General features: G+C 32.9%; 18 protein-coding genes and 1 pseudogene. 16 read left to right on the top strand and 3 right to left on the bottom strand.

The genetic code is table 11. The features are described 5' to 3' along the window. The first annotated feature begins 140 nt into the window (after positions 1-140). Positions 141-1,063 (top strand): annotated as a pseudogene (rodA, locus tag JJQ93_RS05955) (rod shape-determining protein RodA). A 197-nt stretch (positions 1,064-1,260) separates the two neighbouring features. On the opposite strand, the gene JJQ93_RS05945 reads toward rodA, so the two are convergent. Next, positions 1,261-1,839 (bottom strand): IS3 family transposase, encoded by a 579-nt coding sequence (locus JJQ93_RS05945; protein ID WP_274893080.1) that lies wholly within the window; start codon positions 1,837-1,839, stop codon positions 1,261-1,263. Between the two features lie 79 nt (positions 1,840-1,918). On the opposite strand from JJQ93_RS05945, the gene JJQ93_RS05940 reads away from it, so the two are divergent. The 3 genes from JJQ93_RS05940 to JJQ93_RS05930 all read left to right on the top strand — a co-directional run bounded on the left by JJQ93_RS05940 (position 1,919) and on the right by JJQ93_RS05930 (position 3,428). After that, positions 1,919-2,578 (top strand): hypothetical protein, encoded by a 660-nt coding sequence (locus JJQ93_RS05940; protein WP_274893079.1) that lies wholly within the window; start codon positions 1,919-1,921, stop codon positions 2,576-2,578. A 119-nt stretch (positions 2,579-2,697) separates the two neighbouring features. After that, positions 2,698-2,859, top strand: a complete 162-nt coding sequence (locus JJQ93_RS05935; protein ID WP_168170207.1) for a YrzR-like zinc ribbon domain — start codon at positions 2,698-2,700, stop codon at positions 2,857-2,859. Between the two features lie 110 nt (positions 2,860-2,969). After that, positions 2,970-3,428: a Fur family transcriptional regulator gene (locus JJQ93_RS05930; protein ID WP_274894067.1), complete on the top strand. Its 459-nt coding sequence runs from the start codon at positions 2,970-2,972 to the stop codon at positions 3,426-3,428. A gap of 56 nt (positions 3,429-3,484) precedes the next feature. Here JJQ93_RS05930 and JJQ93_RS05925 read toward each other — a convergent pair whose 3' ends face one another. Then, positions 3,485-3,652 carry a hypothetical protein gene (locus JJQ93_RS05925; protein WP_274893077.1) on the bottom strand — a complete coding sequence of 56 codons (168 nt, stop codon included), beginning with the start codon at positions 3,650-3,652 and terminating at the stop codon, positions 3,485-3,487. 228 nt (positions 3,653-3,880) lie between these two features. Here JJQ93_RS05925 and JJQ93_RS05920 point away from each other — a divergent pair, with 228 nt between their 5' ends. From JJQ93_RS05920 to JJQ93_RS05905, 4 genes are all read left to right on the top strand, one after another. Next, positions 3,881-4,168 (top strand): DUF5320 domain-containing protein, encoded by a 288-nt coding sequence (locus tag JJQ93_RS05920; RefSeq protein ID WP_085113488.1) that lies wholly within the window; start codon positions 3,881-3,883, stop codon positions 4,166-4,168. 256 nt (positions 4,169-4,424) lie between these two features. Continuing rightward, positions 4,425-5,297 carry a YitT family protein gene (locus tag JJQ93_RS05915; protein WP_274893075.1) on the top strand — a complete coding sequence of 291 codons (873 nt, stop codon included), beginning with the start codon at positions 4,425-4,427 and terminating at the stop codon, positions 5,295-5,297. Between the two features lie 102 nt (positions 5,298-5,399). Beyond that, entirely contained in the window at positions 5,400-6,800 is a 1,401-nt protein-coding gene (gene hydG / locus JJQ93_RS05910) for a [FeFe] hydrogenase H-cluster radical SAM maturase HydG (protein WP_274893074.1), read from the top strand. A gap of 130 nt (positions 6,801-6,930) precedes the next feature. Beyond that, complete coding sequence (locus JJQ93_RS05905; RefSeq protein WP_274893073.1) at positions 6,931-7,287, top strand: NifB/NifX family molybdenum-iron cluster-binding protein; 357 nt, start codon at positions 6,931-6,933, stop codon at positions 7,285-7,287. An 85-nt stretch (positions 7,288-7,372) separates the two neighbouring features. On the opposite strand, the gene JJQ93_RS05900 is transcribed toward JJQ93_RS05905, so the two are convergent. Next, positions 7,373-7,885: an alkyl sulfatase-like hydrolase gene (locus tag JJQ93_RS05900; RefSeq protein WP_274893072.1), complete on the bottom strand. Its 513-nt coding sequence runs from the start codon at positions 7,883-7,885 to the stop codon at positions 7,373-7,375. 158 nt (positions 7,886-8,043) lie between these two features. On the opposite strand from JJQ93_RS05900, the gene JJQ93_RS05895 reads away from it, so the two are divergent. The 8 genes from JJQ93_RS05895 (at position 8,044) to JJQ93_RS05860 (ending at position 16,023) form a co-directional block, all read left to right on the top strand. Then, on the top strand, positions 8,044-8,712 hold the full coding sequence (locus JJQ93_RS05895) for a response regulator transcription factor (protein WP_274894066.1): 669 nt from the start codon (positions 8,044-8,046) through the stop codon (positions 8,710-8,712). 1 nt (position 8,713) lies between these two features. After that, positions 8,714-10,063: a sensor histidine kinase gene (locus JJQ93_RS05890; RefSeq protein ID WP_274893071.1), complete on the top strand. Its 1,350-nt coding sequence runs from the start codon at positions 8,714-8,716 to the stop codon at positions 10,061-10,063. A 76-nt stretch (positions 10,064-10,139) separates the two neighbouring features. After that, a complete protein-coding gene (locus tag JJQ93_RS05885; protein ID WP_274893070.1) occupies positions 10,140-10,733 on the top strand; it encodes a DUF1847 domain-containing protein in 594 nt (197 codons plus the stop codon). A 182-nt stretch (positions 10,734-10,915) separates the two neighbouring features. Continuing rightward, entirely contained in the window at positions 10,916-12,088 is a 1,173-nt protein-coding gene (locus tag JJQ93_RS05880) for an MFS transporter (protein ID WP_274893069.1), read from the top strand. Between the two features lie 82 nt (positions 12,089-12,170). Further along, the gene (locus JJQ93_RS05875) at positions 12,171-12,896 is read left to right on the top strand and encodes an ABC transporter ATP-binding protein (protein ID WP_274894065.1); all 726 of its coding nucleotides are present in this window, start codon (positions 12,171-12,173) and stop codon (positions 12,894-12,896) included. Continuing rightward, on the top strand, positions 12,897-13,640 hold the full coding sequence (locus JJQ93_RS05870) for an ABC transporter permease (RefSeq protein WP_274893068.1): 744 nt from the start codon (positions 12,897-12,899) through the stop codon (positions 13,638-13,640). It abuts the gene before it with no gap. Positions 13,641-13,819: 179 nt separating this feature from the next. Then, positions 13,820-15,046 (top strand): S1C family serine protease, encoded by a 1,227-nt coding sequence (locus JJQ93_RS05865; RefSeq protein WP_274893067.1) that lies wholly within the window; start codon positions 13,820-13,822, stop codon positions 15,044-15,046. 107 nt (positions 15,047-15,153) lie between these two features. After that, complete coding sequence (locus tag JJQ93_RS05860) at positions 15,154-16,023, top strand: hypothetical protein (RefSeq protein ID WP_274893066.1); 870 nt, start codon at positions 15,154-15,156, stop codon at positions 16,021-16,023. The last annotated feature ends 45 nt before the right edge of the window (positions 16,024-16,068 follow it).

The raw sequence follows: 16,068 nt of genomic DNA, 5'->3' as shown, positions 1-16,068 counted from the left end.
TGATTTTGTTTTATTTACATTAGCTATTCTAATATCGATTATAGGAGTAATTGTAATTACAAGCGCATGTTGCGGCAACAGGCTCTTTAAAACAGACTATAACCCAGTCAGTTTCAATAGTAATAGGTGTTATTGCTCTTTTGGTAATCACACTTTTTGACTACAACTTATTATCGAATTATTCTTTACAGCTTTATATATTAAACATTTTATTGTTAGTTTCTGTTTTTTTGGTAGGAAAAGAGATCAATGGTGCTAAGACGTGGATTGTATTCGGTCCAATATCTTTAGAACCTGTTGAAATATCAAAAGTTTTTTTAATAATTGCGTTGGCCAGTTATTTAAAAGATAAAGATGAGATTACAAATTTTAAAGAATTAATTTATCCGCTTATTTTGGTGATTATACCTTCTATCATTGTTATATTGCAACATAGTCTTGGATCGGCACTGGTATTTATTATGATTTTTATCGGTATGATTTTTATATCTGGAATAAGGTTCAGAGTGTTTTCAGAATTAATTGGTTCTAGTATAGCGATTATGCCAATAGTGTATAAGCTATTAAAACCATATCAGAGGAAAAGGCTTTTATCATTTATAAATCCTAACCTTGATCCTTTAGGTGCTGGATATCATGTTATACAGTCGATTATATCTGTTGGATCAGGTATGTTTTGGGGTGAGGGATTATTTCATGGAACAGAGACACAGTTGTTTTTTTGCCAGAATCACAAACAGATTTTATTTTTTCAGCGTTAAGCGAAGAATTAGGATTTATTGGTTCAGCAACTTTGATTTTACTATATAGTTTGTTGCTATACAGAGCTTGGAAGATAGCATACAATGCTAAGGATAAGTTTGGAAGACTAATTTCGATTGGAATACTATCAATGTTTGCGTTTCATGTCTTTGAAAATATTGGGATGGCAGTAGGCATAATGCCGATAGCAGGGATACCTCTACCATTTGTTAGCTATGGAGGCACTTCTCTGATTGTCAATATGATGTCAATAGGCTTGCTGATAAATATTGGCATGAGAAAAAATAAAATTAACTTTTAAACAGATTATTTTAAATAAATTTTTACACATTGTTCATAATTTTTTCACAAATAGACTTGGTACTATGTTAAGAAAAAGTACAAATTAAAATGAGCAAGTTATTCCCTAGTATTTCCGTACGTATTAAATTATGAATTTCAAGCAGAGAATATATTTACGCATATTTATTGCTTACCCAATAAGTTTTATTGCCTTCTTCAAGTATTGTGCTTCATACTGATCTGGCGATTTATAGTCGTAGTGGCTATGAGTTCGTACAGTGTTATAAAAGGTACAATATATTCAAACACTAGCTTTCTAGCATGATCATAATCTCTGATTTTATATTGATTTAGCCATTCACGTTTAATTAGTGAATGAAAGGACTCTATGTAGGCGTTATCCCAAGGACACCCCTTCTTTGAGTAACTGAATGTCATTTTTGATGCAGCTTTTTGGTATTCCTTCGATACATACTGACTTCCACGATCACTGTGGATAACTAGTGGGTTAGTTAACTTTCTAGTTGCCTTTGCTTTATTTATGGTATCTAAAACACATGATACCTCTAGTGTTTTGGAAAATGTCCACCCTATAATTTTCCGTGAATATAAATCCATGATACTGGTCAGGTATACAAATCCATCTAAAGTCCAGATATATGTTATATCAGTACACCAGACTGCATTAGGAGAGTCCGGATTGAACTGTTGCTGTATAATGTTCTCAAGAGAACTGCTGAAGTTTGAGTTACGTGTTGTAACTGTATAAGGCTTGATATACATTACTTTTAACAAAAAATATACACTTATTTAACAGTTTGTTAAAAAATTTGGGTTATAATGAGTTTAAAATAAAACATAAGGAGGATTTTTTATGACAGGGAAAAGCAAAAAAATCATAGCGACTGCTGTCATAGGCACGGTTCTTTTGACATCAATAGCCTTTGCGGATACATCAACATCATCTTCACAGGCTAATTCAAATGCCTCAACAAGCCAGACAGTTAAGACAAACAAAAAGTTTGACCCAATACAAACTTTAGAAAATCTCAAGACAAAAATTGAAGAGAAGTATAATCAAGGCAAGATTAGCCAAGATGAGGAAAACAAGATTTTGACTAAAATAAATACTGCTGAGCAGAAGATAGAAGATTTTAACAATATGACTTTAGATCAAAAAAAGCAAACGCTGATTGATGATTTTACAAATATCGTTAATAATCAAGTAAAGAATGGCAAGATTACACAAGAAAAAGCTAATACTCTTATTAAGAATTTTACCGATAAAGTCAATAAATGGGATGGGAATGGCTATCCACAATTTGTTACACGTTATTTGAAGAAGTACATGGGTGTGGTACACGAAAGATTTAGTTTTATGGGAAGATTTAAAAAAGTGCTTGATGAAGCAGTTAAGAAGAATCAAATAACATCGACGCAAGAGCAACAAATACTTAATGACTTAAAAGGAAGCAAAACAAATACTTCTAAAAGCGCAACGACAGTAAATTCAGATGCTTCTAATACATTATGATATTAATAATGATTACAAAGGACATAACATAATTAATATAACCTCCCTATAAAGCAGCCTAACATTAGGTTAGGCTGCATTTTTAAAATACAGAATGATTGTAAAAAGAGGTAATCAAAATGAGGTGTCCTAATTGTAAAAGTAAGAATGTCGGTAAAATTGGAGGCAATTTATTTTTCTGCAGAGAATGTTTTTGTGAAATTAAAGTAAAGGAAAATAAATTCATAGTAAAATTGTACGATCAAGAAGGACGTATTAAAAAAGTACAGTACGTAACATAAAGCTGAAGGGTACACAAAGTTGTGTACCCTTAGTTTGTGATAAATTATTGACATATAAAGAAATTAATTATATCATATATAATGAACATATGTTAATTATAATTTAAGTGGTGATAGAATTGGAAAATGTATCTTTACAAAATTTAATAGATTTTTTAAAAAAGACTGGTGTAAAAATCACATTAACCAGATTGATACTTTTAAAGATATTTACAAACAATCCTTATGTTCATTTTGATTTCAATAGTTTACTGAAGATTGTCAAGAAAGAAGATCCCAATTATGGCATAGCGACTCTTTATAGAAATCTGGACATGTTGATTAAAAAAAATATTATTTCTGCCAATACAATCAATAATGTAAAATATTATGAGTTAATTACACCTCAAAAGGGCAATATTCCCATACATTTGATTTGTAAGCATTGTAACAATGTAGAAGAGTATTCAGATTATGAAATCATACAGTTTCTAAATTTAGTAAAAGATAAATATGGATTTGATATAAATTATGGCAGCATTAATGTATATGGTATATGTAAAAAATGCAGAGAAAAACTCAAAGAATAAAAAATTAATAGTAGCATCTCTATAAAATATAAGAGCTACTATTAATAAAATTGATTTTAGCTTTGTGTTCTTATACTTAAGCTTATTAAACCTGCTAAAATTGGTATGATTGCCATTAGTAAAATTGCTGATGTAACACCATTAAAGTCAATGAGTATTCCAAATAAACCTAAGCCAAGACCACCTATTCCTGTTCCAAATCCAAGTGCCAAGCCAGAAGCCATTGCAGCATTTTTGCTCAGCAAACTTTGAGCAAGCACTGTAGTAATTGAGAATGATGCTAAAAGCTATTTATGTAGAATGTCAAGATAGAGTCTTTGTAGATATTTATGTCATACAAAGATTTGGAGAGAAGAAATTTTTTAAAATATTATTGACATATGACAAAAACGGTGGTAATATATAATTGTGAAACGGTCATAAGACCAAAATAATTTAAAGGAGTGGTTTATATGCCAAGAGGAGACGGAACAGGTCCAATGGGCTATGGTCCGATGTCTGGAAGAGGTATGGGATTTTGCTGTGGGCATGGTGCTCCAGGATATATGAGTGGACATGGTATACACAGAGGATATAGAAACATGTATTACGCAACTAAAGCACCGTTTTGGGCAAGATATGGAAATGCTGTTGACGAGAAATCTTACCTTAATGCACAAGCCCAATACCTTAAGGACCAACTTAAATATATAGAAGACAGATTGAAGGATTTAGACGACGAAGACAAAGATAACAAGTAATATTATGAAAAGCTGGTGGCAATCATTGCTGCTGGCTTTATTTTTTTGAAAGTGAATATAAAAATTTATGCATAATTATTTTAGTTTTTATGAATATAAATGTATCAGAATAGCATAAATGAAATTTTTACTTTTTAAAAAATTATTTTGAATAATTTATTGCATAATTAACTGACATAGTTTAAACTTAATTTTGGAAGATGTTTCATTGATATAATATCTTGTTTATATAAGACTGTAGGAGGCAATTATAATAATGTTTGTTGGCAACAATAAATTAAGAAGCAGATTAAGCGTAAAAAATATACTGGGAATCCTCTTTGGCACTTTTATTTATTCAATTGGAATTAATACATTTATCGTACATGCAAGACTTTTAAGCGGTGGTGTATCTGGTATTTCTCTAATTGTACAGTATTTGACAGGACTTCCTGCCGGATACACGATTTTCATGCTGAATATCCCATTGCTTATTTTAAGCTATAAGAAAATCGGTTCTCGATTTACTTTCTATACGATATTAGGTACATCTTCTCTATCTGTTTTTTTGATATTAACTCAGTTTTTAGATAAATTAATCAATTTTGACGATCCCATATTATTATGCCTTTACGGTGGTGTACTTACAGGTGCAGGCATGGGAATAGTCTTTGCTAATCATGGCTCGACTGGTGGACTTGATATCATATCTGTATTAGTAAAGAAAAAATATGAGAATTTTGAATTGGGCAAGACAAACCTATATATTAATTTTTTCATAGTCTTGGCTGGAGCCATATTTATAGGGCTTAAAAGTGCTTTATACACACTTGTTTCAATGTCAATAAATTCGATTGTGCTGGATAAGACGATAAATGGGTTTAACAGGCGAAAGATGCTTTTTATAATTACAAATGATGAGGAAAAGATTAGCAATGCAATCATGAATGATTTAAAAAGAGGTGTTACGTTTATTCAAGCTGAAGGTGCATATACAAAGACTAATCGCAGAATACTGTATTGCGTTGTATCACTTTCACAAATTCCATATATTAAACATCTAGTTTACAGCATTGACAGCAATGCATTTATATCAATTTTAGACGTTTCTGAGGTAAGAGGGAAAGGATTTATGGACGATTTATTTTAGCAAAATTTCATTGTTGAATATTTAACAAAATAGGTATATAATTTTATTATAAATACTAAGCCCAAGGGATTTACTGAGGGCAAGGGAAGGAGAAATCAATATATGGATAGGCAAATTGCAGATTTTATTGACGACGAGAAGATAAAAGCGGCTTTAAAATATGGTGAAGGTGCATCAAAAGATGAAGCACTGAGAATCATTGAAAAAGCCAAAAATTTGAAAGGTATTACGCCTGAAGAAGCGGCAGTTCTTCTAAATTTGGAAGATGATGAGCTTCTTGATGAAATGTACAAAGTTGCAAGATATATTAAAGAGCAAATTTACGGCAACAGAATAGTCATATTTGCGCCACTTTACATTAGCAATTATTGTGTTAACAATTGCAGGTATTGCGGTTACAAACACTCCAATGAACAAGAACGCAAAAGACTTACTATGGATGAGGTAAGGCGTGAGATAGAGATATTGGAGGAAATGGGACATAAAAGATTGGCGGTTGAGGCAGGTGAGGATCCTGTAAATTGTCCTATTGATTATGTCTTAGATGTGATTAAGACAATTTACGATACAAAATTGAAAAATGGCAGCATAAGGAGAGTCAATGTAAATATTGCTGCTACCACTGTTGAAAATTATAAAAAGTTAAAGGATGTAGGCATAGGGACGTATATATTATTCCAAGAGACTTACCACAGGCCCACATACGAATATATGCATCCTACAGGGCCAAAGCATGACTACGATTATCATACAACTGCCATGGATAGAGCCATGGAAGCGGGTATTGATGATGTAGGCTTGGGAGTCTTGTATGGACTTTATGACTACAAGTACGAGACAATAGCACTTTTGTACCATGCAAATCATCTTGATGAAAAATTTGGTGTTGGACCACATACTATATCTGTTCCAAGACTTAGACCTGCTTTAAATATAACGTTAGATGAATACCCATATCTGGTGTCTGATAAAGATTTTAAAAAGCTTGTAGCTGTAATAAGGCTTGCCGTACCGTATACGGGAATGATCTTATCTACAAGAGAACTTCCTGAATTTAGAGAAGAGGTTATAAGCGTAGGTATATCTCAGATAAGTGCAGGTTCTTGTACAGGTGTAGGCGGTTATTACGAAGAAATATCAAAGAAAGAAAATACGAAACCTCAGTTTGAAGTAGGGGATCATAGGACGCCAAATGAGATATTGAGAACACTATGTGAGCAGCATTATTTGCCAAGTTATTGTACAGCATGTTACAGAATGGGGCGTACTGGCGATAGGTTTATGAGCTTTGCTAAATCAGGACAGATTCACAATTTCTGTTTGCCAAATGCTATACTTACATTTAAGGAGTTCCTTTTAGATTACGGTGATGAAGCTACAAAGGCTATAGGTGAAGAAACGATTGCTGCAAACATAGAAAATATTCCTTCTGATAAGGTAAGAGAAGAGACGAAAAATAGACTCAAACGGTTAGAAAATGGTGAAAGAGATCTGTACTTCTAAAAAAATCCGGGTTATCCCGGATTTTTTTACAGAGAAATTTTAATATTTTTGTTGACATATGACAAAAATAATTATATATTTATAATTGTATATGACGTATGTTTGAAATGTTGAAAGGATGGATGTTTAAATGAAGATAGCTGTTGCTACAGATGGAAGAAGCGTTTCAATGCATTTTGGACATTGTGAGGGATTTACGATTTTTAATGTGGAGGAAGATAAAATAGTAAGTGCCAATTTTATTGATAATCCAGGACATAGACCAGGATATTTGCCTGAATTTTTAAAAGACAAAGGCGTTGAATGTATCATTTCTGGTGGAATGGGTTCTAGCGCAATAGATTTGTTTAATTCTTACGGCATTGATGTCATTACAGGCGCGTCTGGCGATGCTGAAGATGTGGTAAAGAAATATATTGATGGAACTTTGATATCTACAGGTAGTGCATGTGAAAAACATGAACATGAAGGACACTGTGAAGACTAAAAAATGAAAGTAATATGGCCGCGGGGAAATCTTGCGGCCATATCATATGAATCAGAAAATTGTATAGCATCATTCAGAAATTCACTTAATTGTTTCCTGATGGGAAATGCATATTTTTACCGAAACCTGTACCGTGTCCTTTGCCATATCCATTACCTGACATTCCATTTCTTCCAAAGCCTATTCCAAGTCCTGCACCACCATTGCCAGTACCATCACATGCATTTATTCTTTCCTTAATTAATGATTTTAGCTCTGCAGCTCTTTCTTCTGTTATCACACCATTTTTAACCATTTGGTCTATATAGTCGGTTTTTTGTTTTAACAAGGCATTTTTGAAGTCTTCTAATTTTACACCATTTTCAACTGCTATTTGTTCCAGTGTCTTACCGGAATTTAAAAGTTTCAATGTTTCGTCTGTAGACTTTCCTAAAAGATTTGCCATAAAATCTACCATTTGAGCTCTGCCATACCTTGGTGCAGTATATGATGTATTTGTTTGAGGCGAATTATTATTTGCTGTTTCCGCATATGCAGCAATGCCTGTTAAAAGTAAACCTCCTACCATTATTGATGCTACTAATTTTTTGATGTTCATAAAAACATCTCCTTTCAAAATTTATTTATCTTACACTTTTATTCTACCCATTATATTTGATACATCTTTAATGAAATTGTGATGTTTTTGTGAAGATTTTTTGATAATATTGTAAATAGTTTTTAGAATATGTAAACTAAAATTGGAGGTGTTTTATGATGGAAAAAGTGTTGGTCATTGAAGACGAGGAGGGAATGAGGGATATTTTAAAAACTTACTTAGAGAAGAACAATTTCGATGCTTTATTTGCTGAAGATGGCATTACAGGAATAAATATGTTTAAAAGTAATTCATTTGATATAGTCTTGTTGGATGTAATGTTGCCAGATATGAGTGGTTGGAATGTTTTAAAGACAATAAGAGAATCATCTAAAATACCTGTAATGATGATAACTGCCCGCAGTGAAGAATACGATAGGCTTTTAGGATTTGAACTTGGCGCTGATGATTACGTAGTCAAACCATTTAGTCCGAGAGAAGTCATAGCAAGGATAAAAGCTATCTTATCGAGATCTAAATGGACTGAATCGGATAAGCTAATATCTTTTTCGGGTATTACTATTGACACTGATTCAAGAGTTGTTAAAGTTGATGGAAAGAAAATAGATCTTACTCCAAAAGAATTTGATCTTTTAAATCTACTTGCACAAAACATGGGGAAGGCGTTAAGCCGTGAGAAATGCCTTAATATTGTTTGGGGATATGAATTTTTTGGCGATTTAAGGACAGTCGATACACATATAAAGCAGTTGAGAGAAAAACTTGGCGATAAAAGGGACATTATAAAAACAGTATGGGGTTATGGATATAAATTAGGTGGTGATTAAAGTGAGAGGCATAAGAAAAAAGCTTTTTATTACGTATCTGATTATAACAGGAATAATTTTTTTATTGTTTTACTTGTCTCAAGTTGTCTTTATAGGTAAGATATACACTTATTATAAGATTAATCAGTTGAAAAACTATAGCTTAGAAATTGCCAATGCGTTATCTAAAAATGATGACAAAACTGCTAATGAGCTTATGGAAGAATCCAATGCAAAAGTAATTGCAGTAGCTGATACAGGTAAATTGATTTTTGGAACGCATGGAAACGGACAAGGCTACGGAATAGGGTTGCCAAAAACTTTCCTAAACACTAATGAAAAATTAGCTGTGGTAGAATTTACGCATCCATCAATTGGTGTAAAATCTCTTGCAGTTATAAGATCATTTTCATACAATAATCAAAACGCAAAACTGGTATTGACTATTCCACTATCGACTATTACTGATACTATCGTCATATTTAAAAGTGAATTTTTTTTGATGCTACTAATATGTATTGTTGTAATAATCATCATGTCAATTATCATGTCGAAAAGGCTGACAAAGCCAATTGATGATTTAAAAAATGCAGCACAAAACATAGCATCTGGGAATCTTGACGTGAAATTAGATGTAAAGACAAATGATGAATTAGAGGATTTGGCAATGTCCATGAATAGCATGGCAGAAAACCTCAATAAAGCGGAAAAATTTAAAAGAGATTTAATAGCAAATATTACACACGACCTTAAGACCCCTTTAGGGCTTATAAAAGGATACTGTGAAATGCTACTGGACTTTTATGGCGATGATAAAGAAAAAAGAAACAAATATTTAAATGTTGCATTAAATGAAGTCGATCGAATGTCAAAAATGATAGACGATGTTTTATCATTATCAAAGCTTCAATCAGGTTTAGTGAAACTAAAGGTATCGTCTTTTAATTTAAAAAATTTAGTTGATGATGTAGTTTTAAGCTTTGAACCATTGCTACATGGCAAAAATATAAATATTGTCACGGAGAATCTTGACGTTATTGTAAATGGAGATGCTGAACTAATTAGAAGGGTTATAATGAATCTTTTAAGCAATTCGATAAAAAGCATTGATGAATCAGGAGTGATTACTATTTCTTCAATATTAGAGGATAATAATGTAAAAGTCATCGTATCTGACACAGGTAAAGGAATAGAGAAAGAAAAGCTGCAAAGTGTTTTTGAGAAATTTTACAAAGATGATAATAGAGGTACAGGCTTAGGACTTGCAATAGTAAAAGAAATATTGGATTTGCATGGCAGTGAATATCATATAGAAAGCGAGATAGATAAAGGAACTTCATTTTATTTTACCTTAGATAAAGCAGCTATTTAATCATATACTACCCCTATACAACGGGATGGGTATATGATATAATATTAAATGAATACAGTATACAAGGAGTGATTTTATGAATTCCATATTTTCTTGTGCAGTATGTCCTAATAAGCCTTGTGCAAAAGGTGATGATAATTTTCCTAAGAATTGTCCTACAGTTATGGAAAAAGATATTATTAATGATTCAATTGAAAAATATAACAATGATGAAAATGTAAATAAGATGATGAAAATAGCAAATACACTTCCTGTTGACGAAAATGGCGAATTGAGAAGCAGAGCGGAAGAAATAATCAATTTAATTATGCAAATGGGTATGAAGAAGATAGGTGTTGCTTTTTGCTATTCACTTGAGAAAGAAGCAAAAAAATTTGTCAAGATGCTTAATAAATACGATGTAACTGTAGTACCGGTGTGTTGTAAGGTAGGTTCAGTAGATGTAAAAGAAATTGGAATAGAGAAAAAGAGAGATAAATTCATTGCAACATGCAATCCAATCACACAAGCTGAAATTATGAACAAGGAAAATACAGAACTAAATGTGGTTGTCGGGCTTTGTGTTGGACATGATATATTATTTAACAAAAATTCTAAAGCATATGTTACAACTTTGGTCGCTAAGGATAGGAAGTACGGTCATTGTCCTGTAAAGGCATTTGAAGAATAGGAGAGGAGCTATCCATAAATGAGGATAGCTTTTTTATTTTCTACTATAAATATTTGCAAAATTACTTTAATTTGATTTAAAATTATCTTAACAAGTTTCAATATAGCTTTTATTATTTCATGCAAAATGAGAAATTTTTAGGAGGAGTCAGTCGATCATGACAAATTCAAAAAGGGAAGTTGTTGTATGTATCAAATATTATACTGATTGGCATGGTAAGTTTGCTAATTGATATGAGTACAGAAATGGTGTATCCGATAGTCCCTCTTTTCCTGACGGCAACACTTGGGGCTTCGCCAGCAATTGTAGGAATTATCGAAGGTATTGCTGAAAGCATAGCGTCGATTTTAAAGGTCTTTAGCGGTTACATAGGTGATAAATACAAAAACAAGAAAGTGCTGACTTTTATAGGATATGCAGCTTCGGCTATCTATAAAATACTTCTTCTTTTAGCAGGATCATGGATAGGTGTTTTGATAGCGCGAATTATAGATCGCACAGGAAAAGGCATCCGTACTGCACCGCGGGATGCTCTTATTGCGCAGTCTAGTGAAAAGGATAAACTTGGCGGATCTTATGGACTCCATAAAATGCTTGATATGGCTGGATCATCTGTAGGTGCTTTTATTGCTTTTATCATAGTAACAATTGGGCTAAAGTATAAAGTAGCATTTATGTGGTCGATTATACCTGCTATTCTTGGTATTATAATTATTCCATTTATAAAAGAGGATAAAAGTAAGAAACAGAAAAGTGAAAAATTGTCGTTCAAAAGCTTAAATTTGAGCTTAAAATTAAAACTTTATCTGGCTGTCATATTTATTTTTAACCTTGGGAATTCATCAAATACTTTTCTACTTTTGAAAGCACAGAATTTGGGCTTTTCTTCACCATATGTCATGCTTCTTTATCTCGTATTTAATGTTTCCACGTCACTACTTGCCATTCCTTCCGGGAAGTTGTCAGATAAATTTGGGAGGAGATTGATTTTGGTTTCTGGTTATGCTATTTATGGACTTGTCTATTTGGGAATTGCGTTGTCTAATTCAAAAATCATAATTTTTCTTTTATTTATATTTTATGGAGCTTATACAGCATTTATAAGCGGTGCTGAGCGGGCATTTGTGGCCGAAGTTTCCCCTGATAAATATAAAGGTACAGTATTGGGTATCTATGGTATGATGCAAGGTATAGGATTATTGTTGGCATCTATTATAGCTGGAGCTATGTGGGTACATATAAGTCCAGATGCGCCATTTTGGTTTGGCGGTGTTCTTGGACTTACCTCTGCGGCTTTAATTGCAGTTATACTAAGTTTAAGTCGATTTCAGGGAAATAAAGAATCAGAGGTGTAAGAGAGGGTATTTTTCAAAAGATGTGTGAGACAAATTTATTTCCTTTAATAATAATTATACGAGGAGGATACATTTGTGCGAAATGAAAAAAATAAAGTTCATTGATGTAGGTTTTAAGGATCATGATGATGTAATATTGAAAGATATATCAATGGAAATTTCTTTAGGTTATATATATACAATAATAGGGCCGTCTGGCGCTGGCAAGTCTACTTTTATAAAATTAATAAATAGGCTTATCGATCCAACTGAAGGGAAAATATTGATAAATGAGAGAGACATAAAGGATTACGACGTAATAGAACTTAGGCGAAAGATTGGGATGGTTTTTCAGCAGCCATATCTTTTTGAAGGAACTGTTGAGGACAATATTAAATACGGACCTATGCTTAAAGGAAAGAAAAATATTGATGTTGAATATTACTTGAGTATAGTTGGGCTTGATAAAAATTATAGAAAAAGAAAAGTTGATGACTTATCTGGTGGTGAAGCACAGAGAGTTTCAATAGCAAGAACACTTGCAAATGAGCCTACAGTATTACTGTTAGATGAACCTACGTCTGCACTTGATCCAGCATCTACACAAGTGATTGAGGATCTTGTCATGGAGTTAAAAAACAAATTAAATCTTACAATTATTTGGATTACGCACAACATGGAACAAGCGAAGCGTGTTGGAGACTTTACCATTTTCATTAACAATGGTAAACTGATTGAATATGGAAATACGAAAGATTTTTTCTCAAATCCCAAAAATGATGTGACAAGGCTTTTTATTAATGGAAAATTGACAAAGGAGGGGGATTAAATGAGCGTTTTGTCGCTTATATTGTCATCAAGTCTCGTATTAGTATCAATTTTCATTTCATATTATCAGAAACTTGGGGTTGAAAAAGAAGTTATTATTGGTTCTATAAGAGCAATTGTACAACTGACGATTGTTGGATATATTCTTCATTATATTTTTAGAGCAAATAATATATTTTTTACACTTGCAATGGTTATTTTAATGACTATTGTGGCGGGAAACAATGCAGCCAAAAGGGGAAAGGGAATACCATATGTGTTTTATTTTATAACGATATCTATTGCATTTGGTGCTGCTATAACACTTACAGCACTTATATTATTTGGTAGCATCCATTTTAGACCGCAGGAAGTGATTCCTGTATCTGGGATGATAATAGGAAATGCAATGGTTTCATCAGGCTTGACAGTGTCAAGGCTTAAAGACGAGGTAAAAAACAGAAGACACGAAATTGAAACGTACCTTGCTTTGGGAGCCAATTCAAGACAAGCATCACAAAAAATATTAAAAATAGCTATTAAAACAGGAATGATGCCTACGATAGACAGCATGAAAATACTTGGAATTGTGCAGTTACCAGGCATGATGACAGGCCTTATTCTTGGTGGCGTCGATCCTGTAAATGCAGTAAAATACCAAATGATGGTTACATTTATGATGACGTCTACTACAGCAATAGCGTGTTTTACAGTTGCACTTTTATCATATACCCAATTTTTTACAAAAAACTATCAATTGATATAAAATATATCTATATTTAACTTTTAACGTGCTCATAGTACATAAAATTAAGCTATCCTATATAAGGATAGTATTATTTTTTTAAAACGTAAAAAAATATTTACAAAGTATTCACAAATTCTTAAAAAATGTTATTTATAATATAATCATGAAAAGAAAAAATTGTAAGGAGGTTGGTATAAATGGAATTCAACAATGGTTTTGAAAATTACAGGCTTCCTGAGGTCAATCCAAAAAATGATAAGAAAAGTTTAGGCAAGATGGTTAAAAGATATAGAAGAAAAATGTTTATGTCATTTGTAGCTGTAGCACTTGTTGCTGCATTGGCTGGTGGTGCTTTAGGAGCTGGAATTGTTAAATACGTTGATACAGGCAATACTCAAGTTGTGAATAGGTATTTACCGCTTTCATCTGACAACAACAATTTTAACTTGATTACAAACATTGTAAAGGCTGTAAGCCCATCTGTTGTCGGTATAGATACATATATTAATGGTTATGGGGCTTATGGATACGGTGGCAATTCTTACGTTGAGGAAGGAAGCGGCTCTGGAATAATCATAGATTCGGAAGGTCACATTGTCACAAATGATCATGTTGTGGAAGGCGCATCAAAGATAACCGTAAACTTGTCTGACGGAAGGAAATTTCCTGCACAATTGGTAGGTAAAGATTCAAGGACAGATCTTGCGGTTTTAAAGATAAATGCTACAAATTTGACACCTGCAAAATTAGGAGATTCATCAAAGCTTGAAGTAGGAGAATTAGCAGTAGCTATAGGAAATCCATTGGGTGACAGCTTTGCTGGAACTGCGACAGCAGGTATCATAAGCGGTTTAAATCGAAATTTGCAAAGTGATTATGGTCCGGTAAATCTTATCCAGACAGATGCTGCGATAAATCCAGGAAACAGTGGAGGACCTCTTGTAAATAGCATCGGTGAAGTGATAGGAATAACAAGCATAAAGCTTACATCAACTGGCGGTTCAAGTTCTGGGGATCCTTTTGGACTATTTCAAAGCCAAAGTGTGCCGCTTGAAGGAATGGGTTTTGCGATACCTATAAACGAGGCAAAACCTATAATTGAAGAGCTTATTCAAAAGGGATATATTGAAAGACCTGTTATAGGTGTAAGTGTGCAACAAATAACGCAGCAGCAAGCAAATCAATACAATATACCGGTAGGACTTTATATTGCACAAGTGCAGCAAGGAAGCGGTGCTGATGCTGCAGGCCTTCAAGCAGGTGATATAATAACCGCTGTAGATGGAAATAATGTAACCACATTTAATCAACTTGAAAATATTTTAAATAAACACAATGTTGGTGATGTGATAAGCGTGACAATTTGGAGAAACGGTCAAACACTTACAGTTAATGTGAAACTTTCAGGCTCAAATGGGCAATAATAGAATTATTTTATTAAAAGATCATTAAAAATCGCTACAGTCATTGATAATGGTAAAAATGAGAACTATAATGTATGTAAACAAATTTATAAAAAGGAGATAATATTATGAAAAAGAAAGGACTAAAAATTGCGATTGTAGCTTTAGTGGTTGGCACAATGCTATTGACTTACAGCTTAATGGCTTTTGCATCGTCCGGTTCTGGGTACGAAACATACAAAAATGCTGTAGTTTCAACTTTGCTGGCTAAAAATTCAACTATTGATGCGCAATTTACAGTTACAGATAATGGTAATACAGTTTTAACAGGAACTACCACTAAAAAAATTGACAATGGCAATTTTTCTACTAAAACAAGTCTAAATATTATGGGCTTAACTAACGACTTTGAAAGCAGTTATGATAACGGCAACTTGATAACAGAAGTTAATGGAAAGTACTACAGCATGAGTGGAAAGAGATTTGACAAGATGGAGAATTTGACAAGCTCCAGTAGTACTGTTAAATTAGCGGAAGTTTTGGCAGATACTCTGGTTGGCAATGTAAAAAATGATTTCATTGAGAATGGACAGACAATCAGTGTAAATTTACAAGGATCACAAATTCCAGAACTTGCTAAATTAGCTATTTCAGCTATGGCAGAGAATATGGATAGAATTAAAAATCACAGCAGTGCAGAAATATCAAACAATGGTATGGCAAGCATGAAAAACATAATGAGCTTGATTCCGACTCTTAGCAACATCGATGTCAAATCAATAGGGTTGACAGCTACTGTTGATGGCAATTTATTAAAAAGCAACGAATTTAACATTGCAATTTCAGGCACCGATACCAGTGGCAATGTGCACAATATAAATTTGACAGTAGATGCAAACATCAGCAATGTAGGCAATACAAAAATTGATACGATTGATACTACTGGAAAGCAAGTAATTACTGTAAATAATGCTGGAAGATTTCATGGTATGCACTAAATAATTTGTAAAAGAGTGGCCTGTTGTGCCACTTTTTTATTTTGG

The organism is Thermoanaerobacterium sp. R66, from assembly GCF_028895185.1.
Lineage (GTDB): Bacteria > Bacillota > Thermoanaerobacteria > Thermoanaerobacterales > Thermoanaerobacteraceae > Thermoanaerobacterium.
The sequence above is the reverse complement of the archived record's forward strand: the minus strand, read 5'-3'. Positions and strand labels throughout refer to the sequence as shown.

Excerpts from the sequence above, each read along its gene's own strand:
- JJQ93_RS05940 (WP_274893079.1), top strand. The coding sequence starts at position 1,919 with ATGACAGGGAAAAGCAAAAAAATCATAGCGACTGCTGTCATAGGCACG.
- JJQ93_RS05935 (WP_168170207.1), top strand. The coding sequence starts at position 2,698 with ATGAGGTGTCCTAATTGTAAAAGTAAGAATGTCGGTAAAATTGGAGGC.
- JJQ93_RS05925 (WP_274893077.1), bottom strand. The coding sequence starts at position 3,652 with ATGGCTTCTGGCTTGGCACTTGGATTTGGAACAGGAATAGGTGGTCTT.
- JJQ93_RS05920 (WP_085113488.1), top strand. The coding sequence starts at position 3,881 with ATGCCAAGAGGAGACGGAACAGGTCCAATGGGCTATGGTCCGATGTCT.
- JJQ93_RS05915 (WP_274893075.1), top strand. The coding sequence starts at position 4,425 with ATGTTTGTTGGCAACAATAAATTAAGAAGCAGATTAAGCGTAAAAAAT.
- hydG (WP_274893074.1), top strand. The coding sequence starts at position 5,400 with ATGGATAGGCAAATTGCAGATTTTATTGACGACGAGAAGATAAAAGCG.
- JJQ93_RS05905 (WP_274893073.1), top strand. The coding sequence starts at position 6,931 with ATGAAGATAGCTGTTGCTACAGATGGAAGAAGCGTTTCAATGCATTTT.
- JJQ93_RS05900 (WP_274893072.1), bottom strand. The coding sequence starts at position 7,885 with ATGAACATCAAAAAATTAGTAGCATCAATAATGGTAGGAGGTTTACTT.
- JJQ93_RS05895 (WP_274894066.1), top strand. The coding sequence starts at position 8,044 with ATGGAAAAAGTGTTGGTCATTGAAGACGAGGAGGGAATGAGGGATATT.
- JJQ93_RS05885 (WP_274893070.1), top strand. The coding sequence starts at position 10,140 with ATGAATTCCATATTTTCTTGTGCAGTATGTCCTAATAAGCCTTGTGCA.
- JJQ93_RS05875 (WP_274894065.1), top strand. The coding sequence starts at position 12,171 with ATGAAAAAAATAAAGTTCATTGATGTAGGTTTTAAGGATCATGATGAT.
- JJQ93_RS05870 (WP_274893068.1), top strand. The coding sequence starts at position 12,897 with ATGAGCGTTTTGTCGCTTATATTGTCATCAAGTCTCGTATTAGTATCA.
- JJQ93_RS05865 (WP_274893067.1), top strand. The coding sequence starts at position 13,820 with ATGGAATTCAACAATGGTTTTGAAAATTACAGGCTTCCTGAGGTCAAT.
- JJQ93_RS05860 (WP_274893066.1), top strand. The coding sequence starts at position 15,154 with ATGAAAAAGAAAGGACTAAAAATTGCGATTGTAGCTTTAGTGGTTGGC.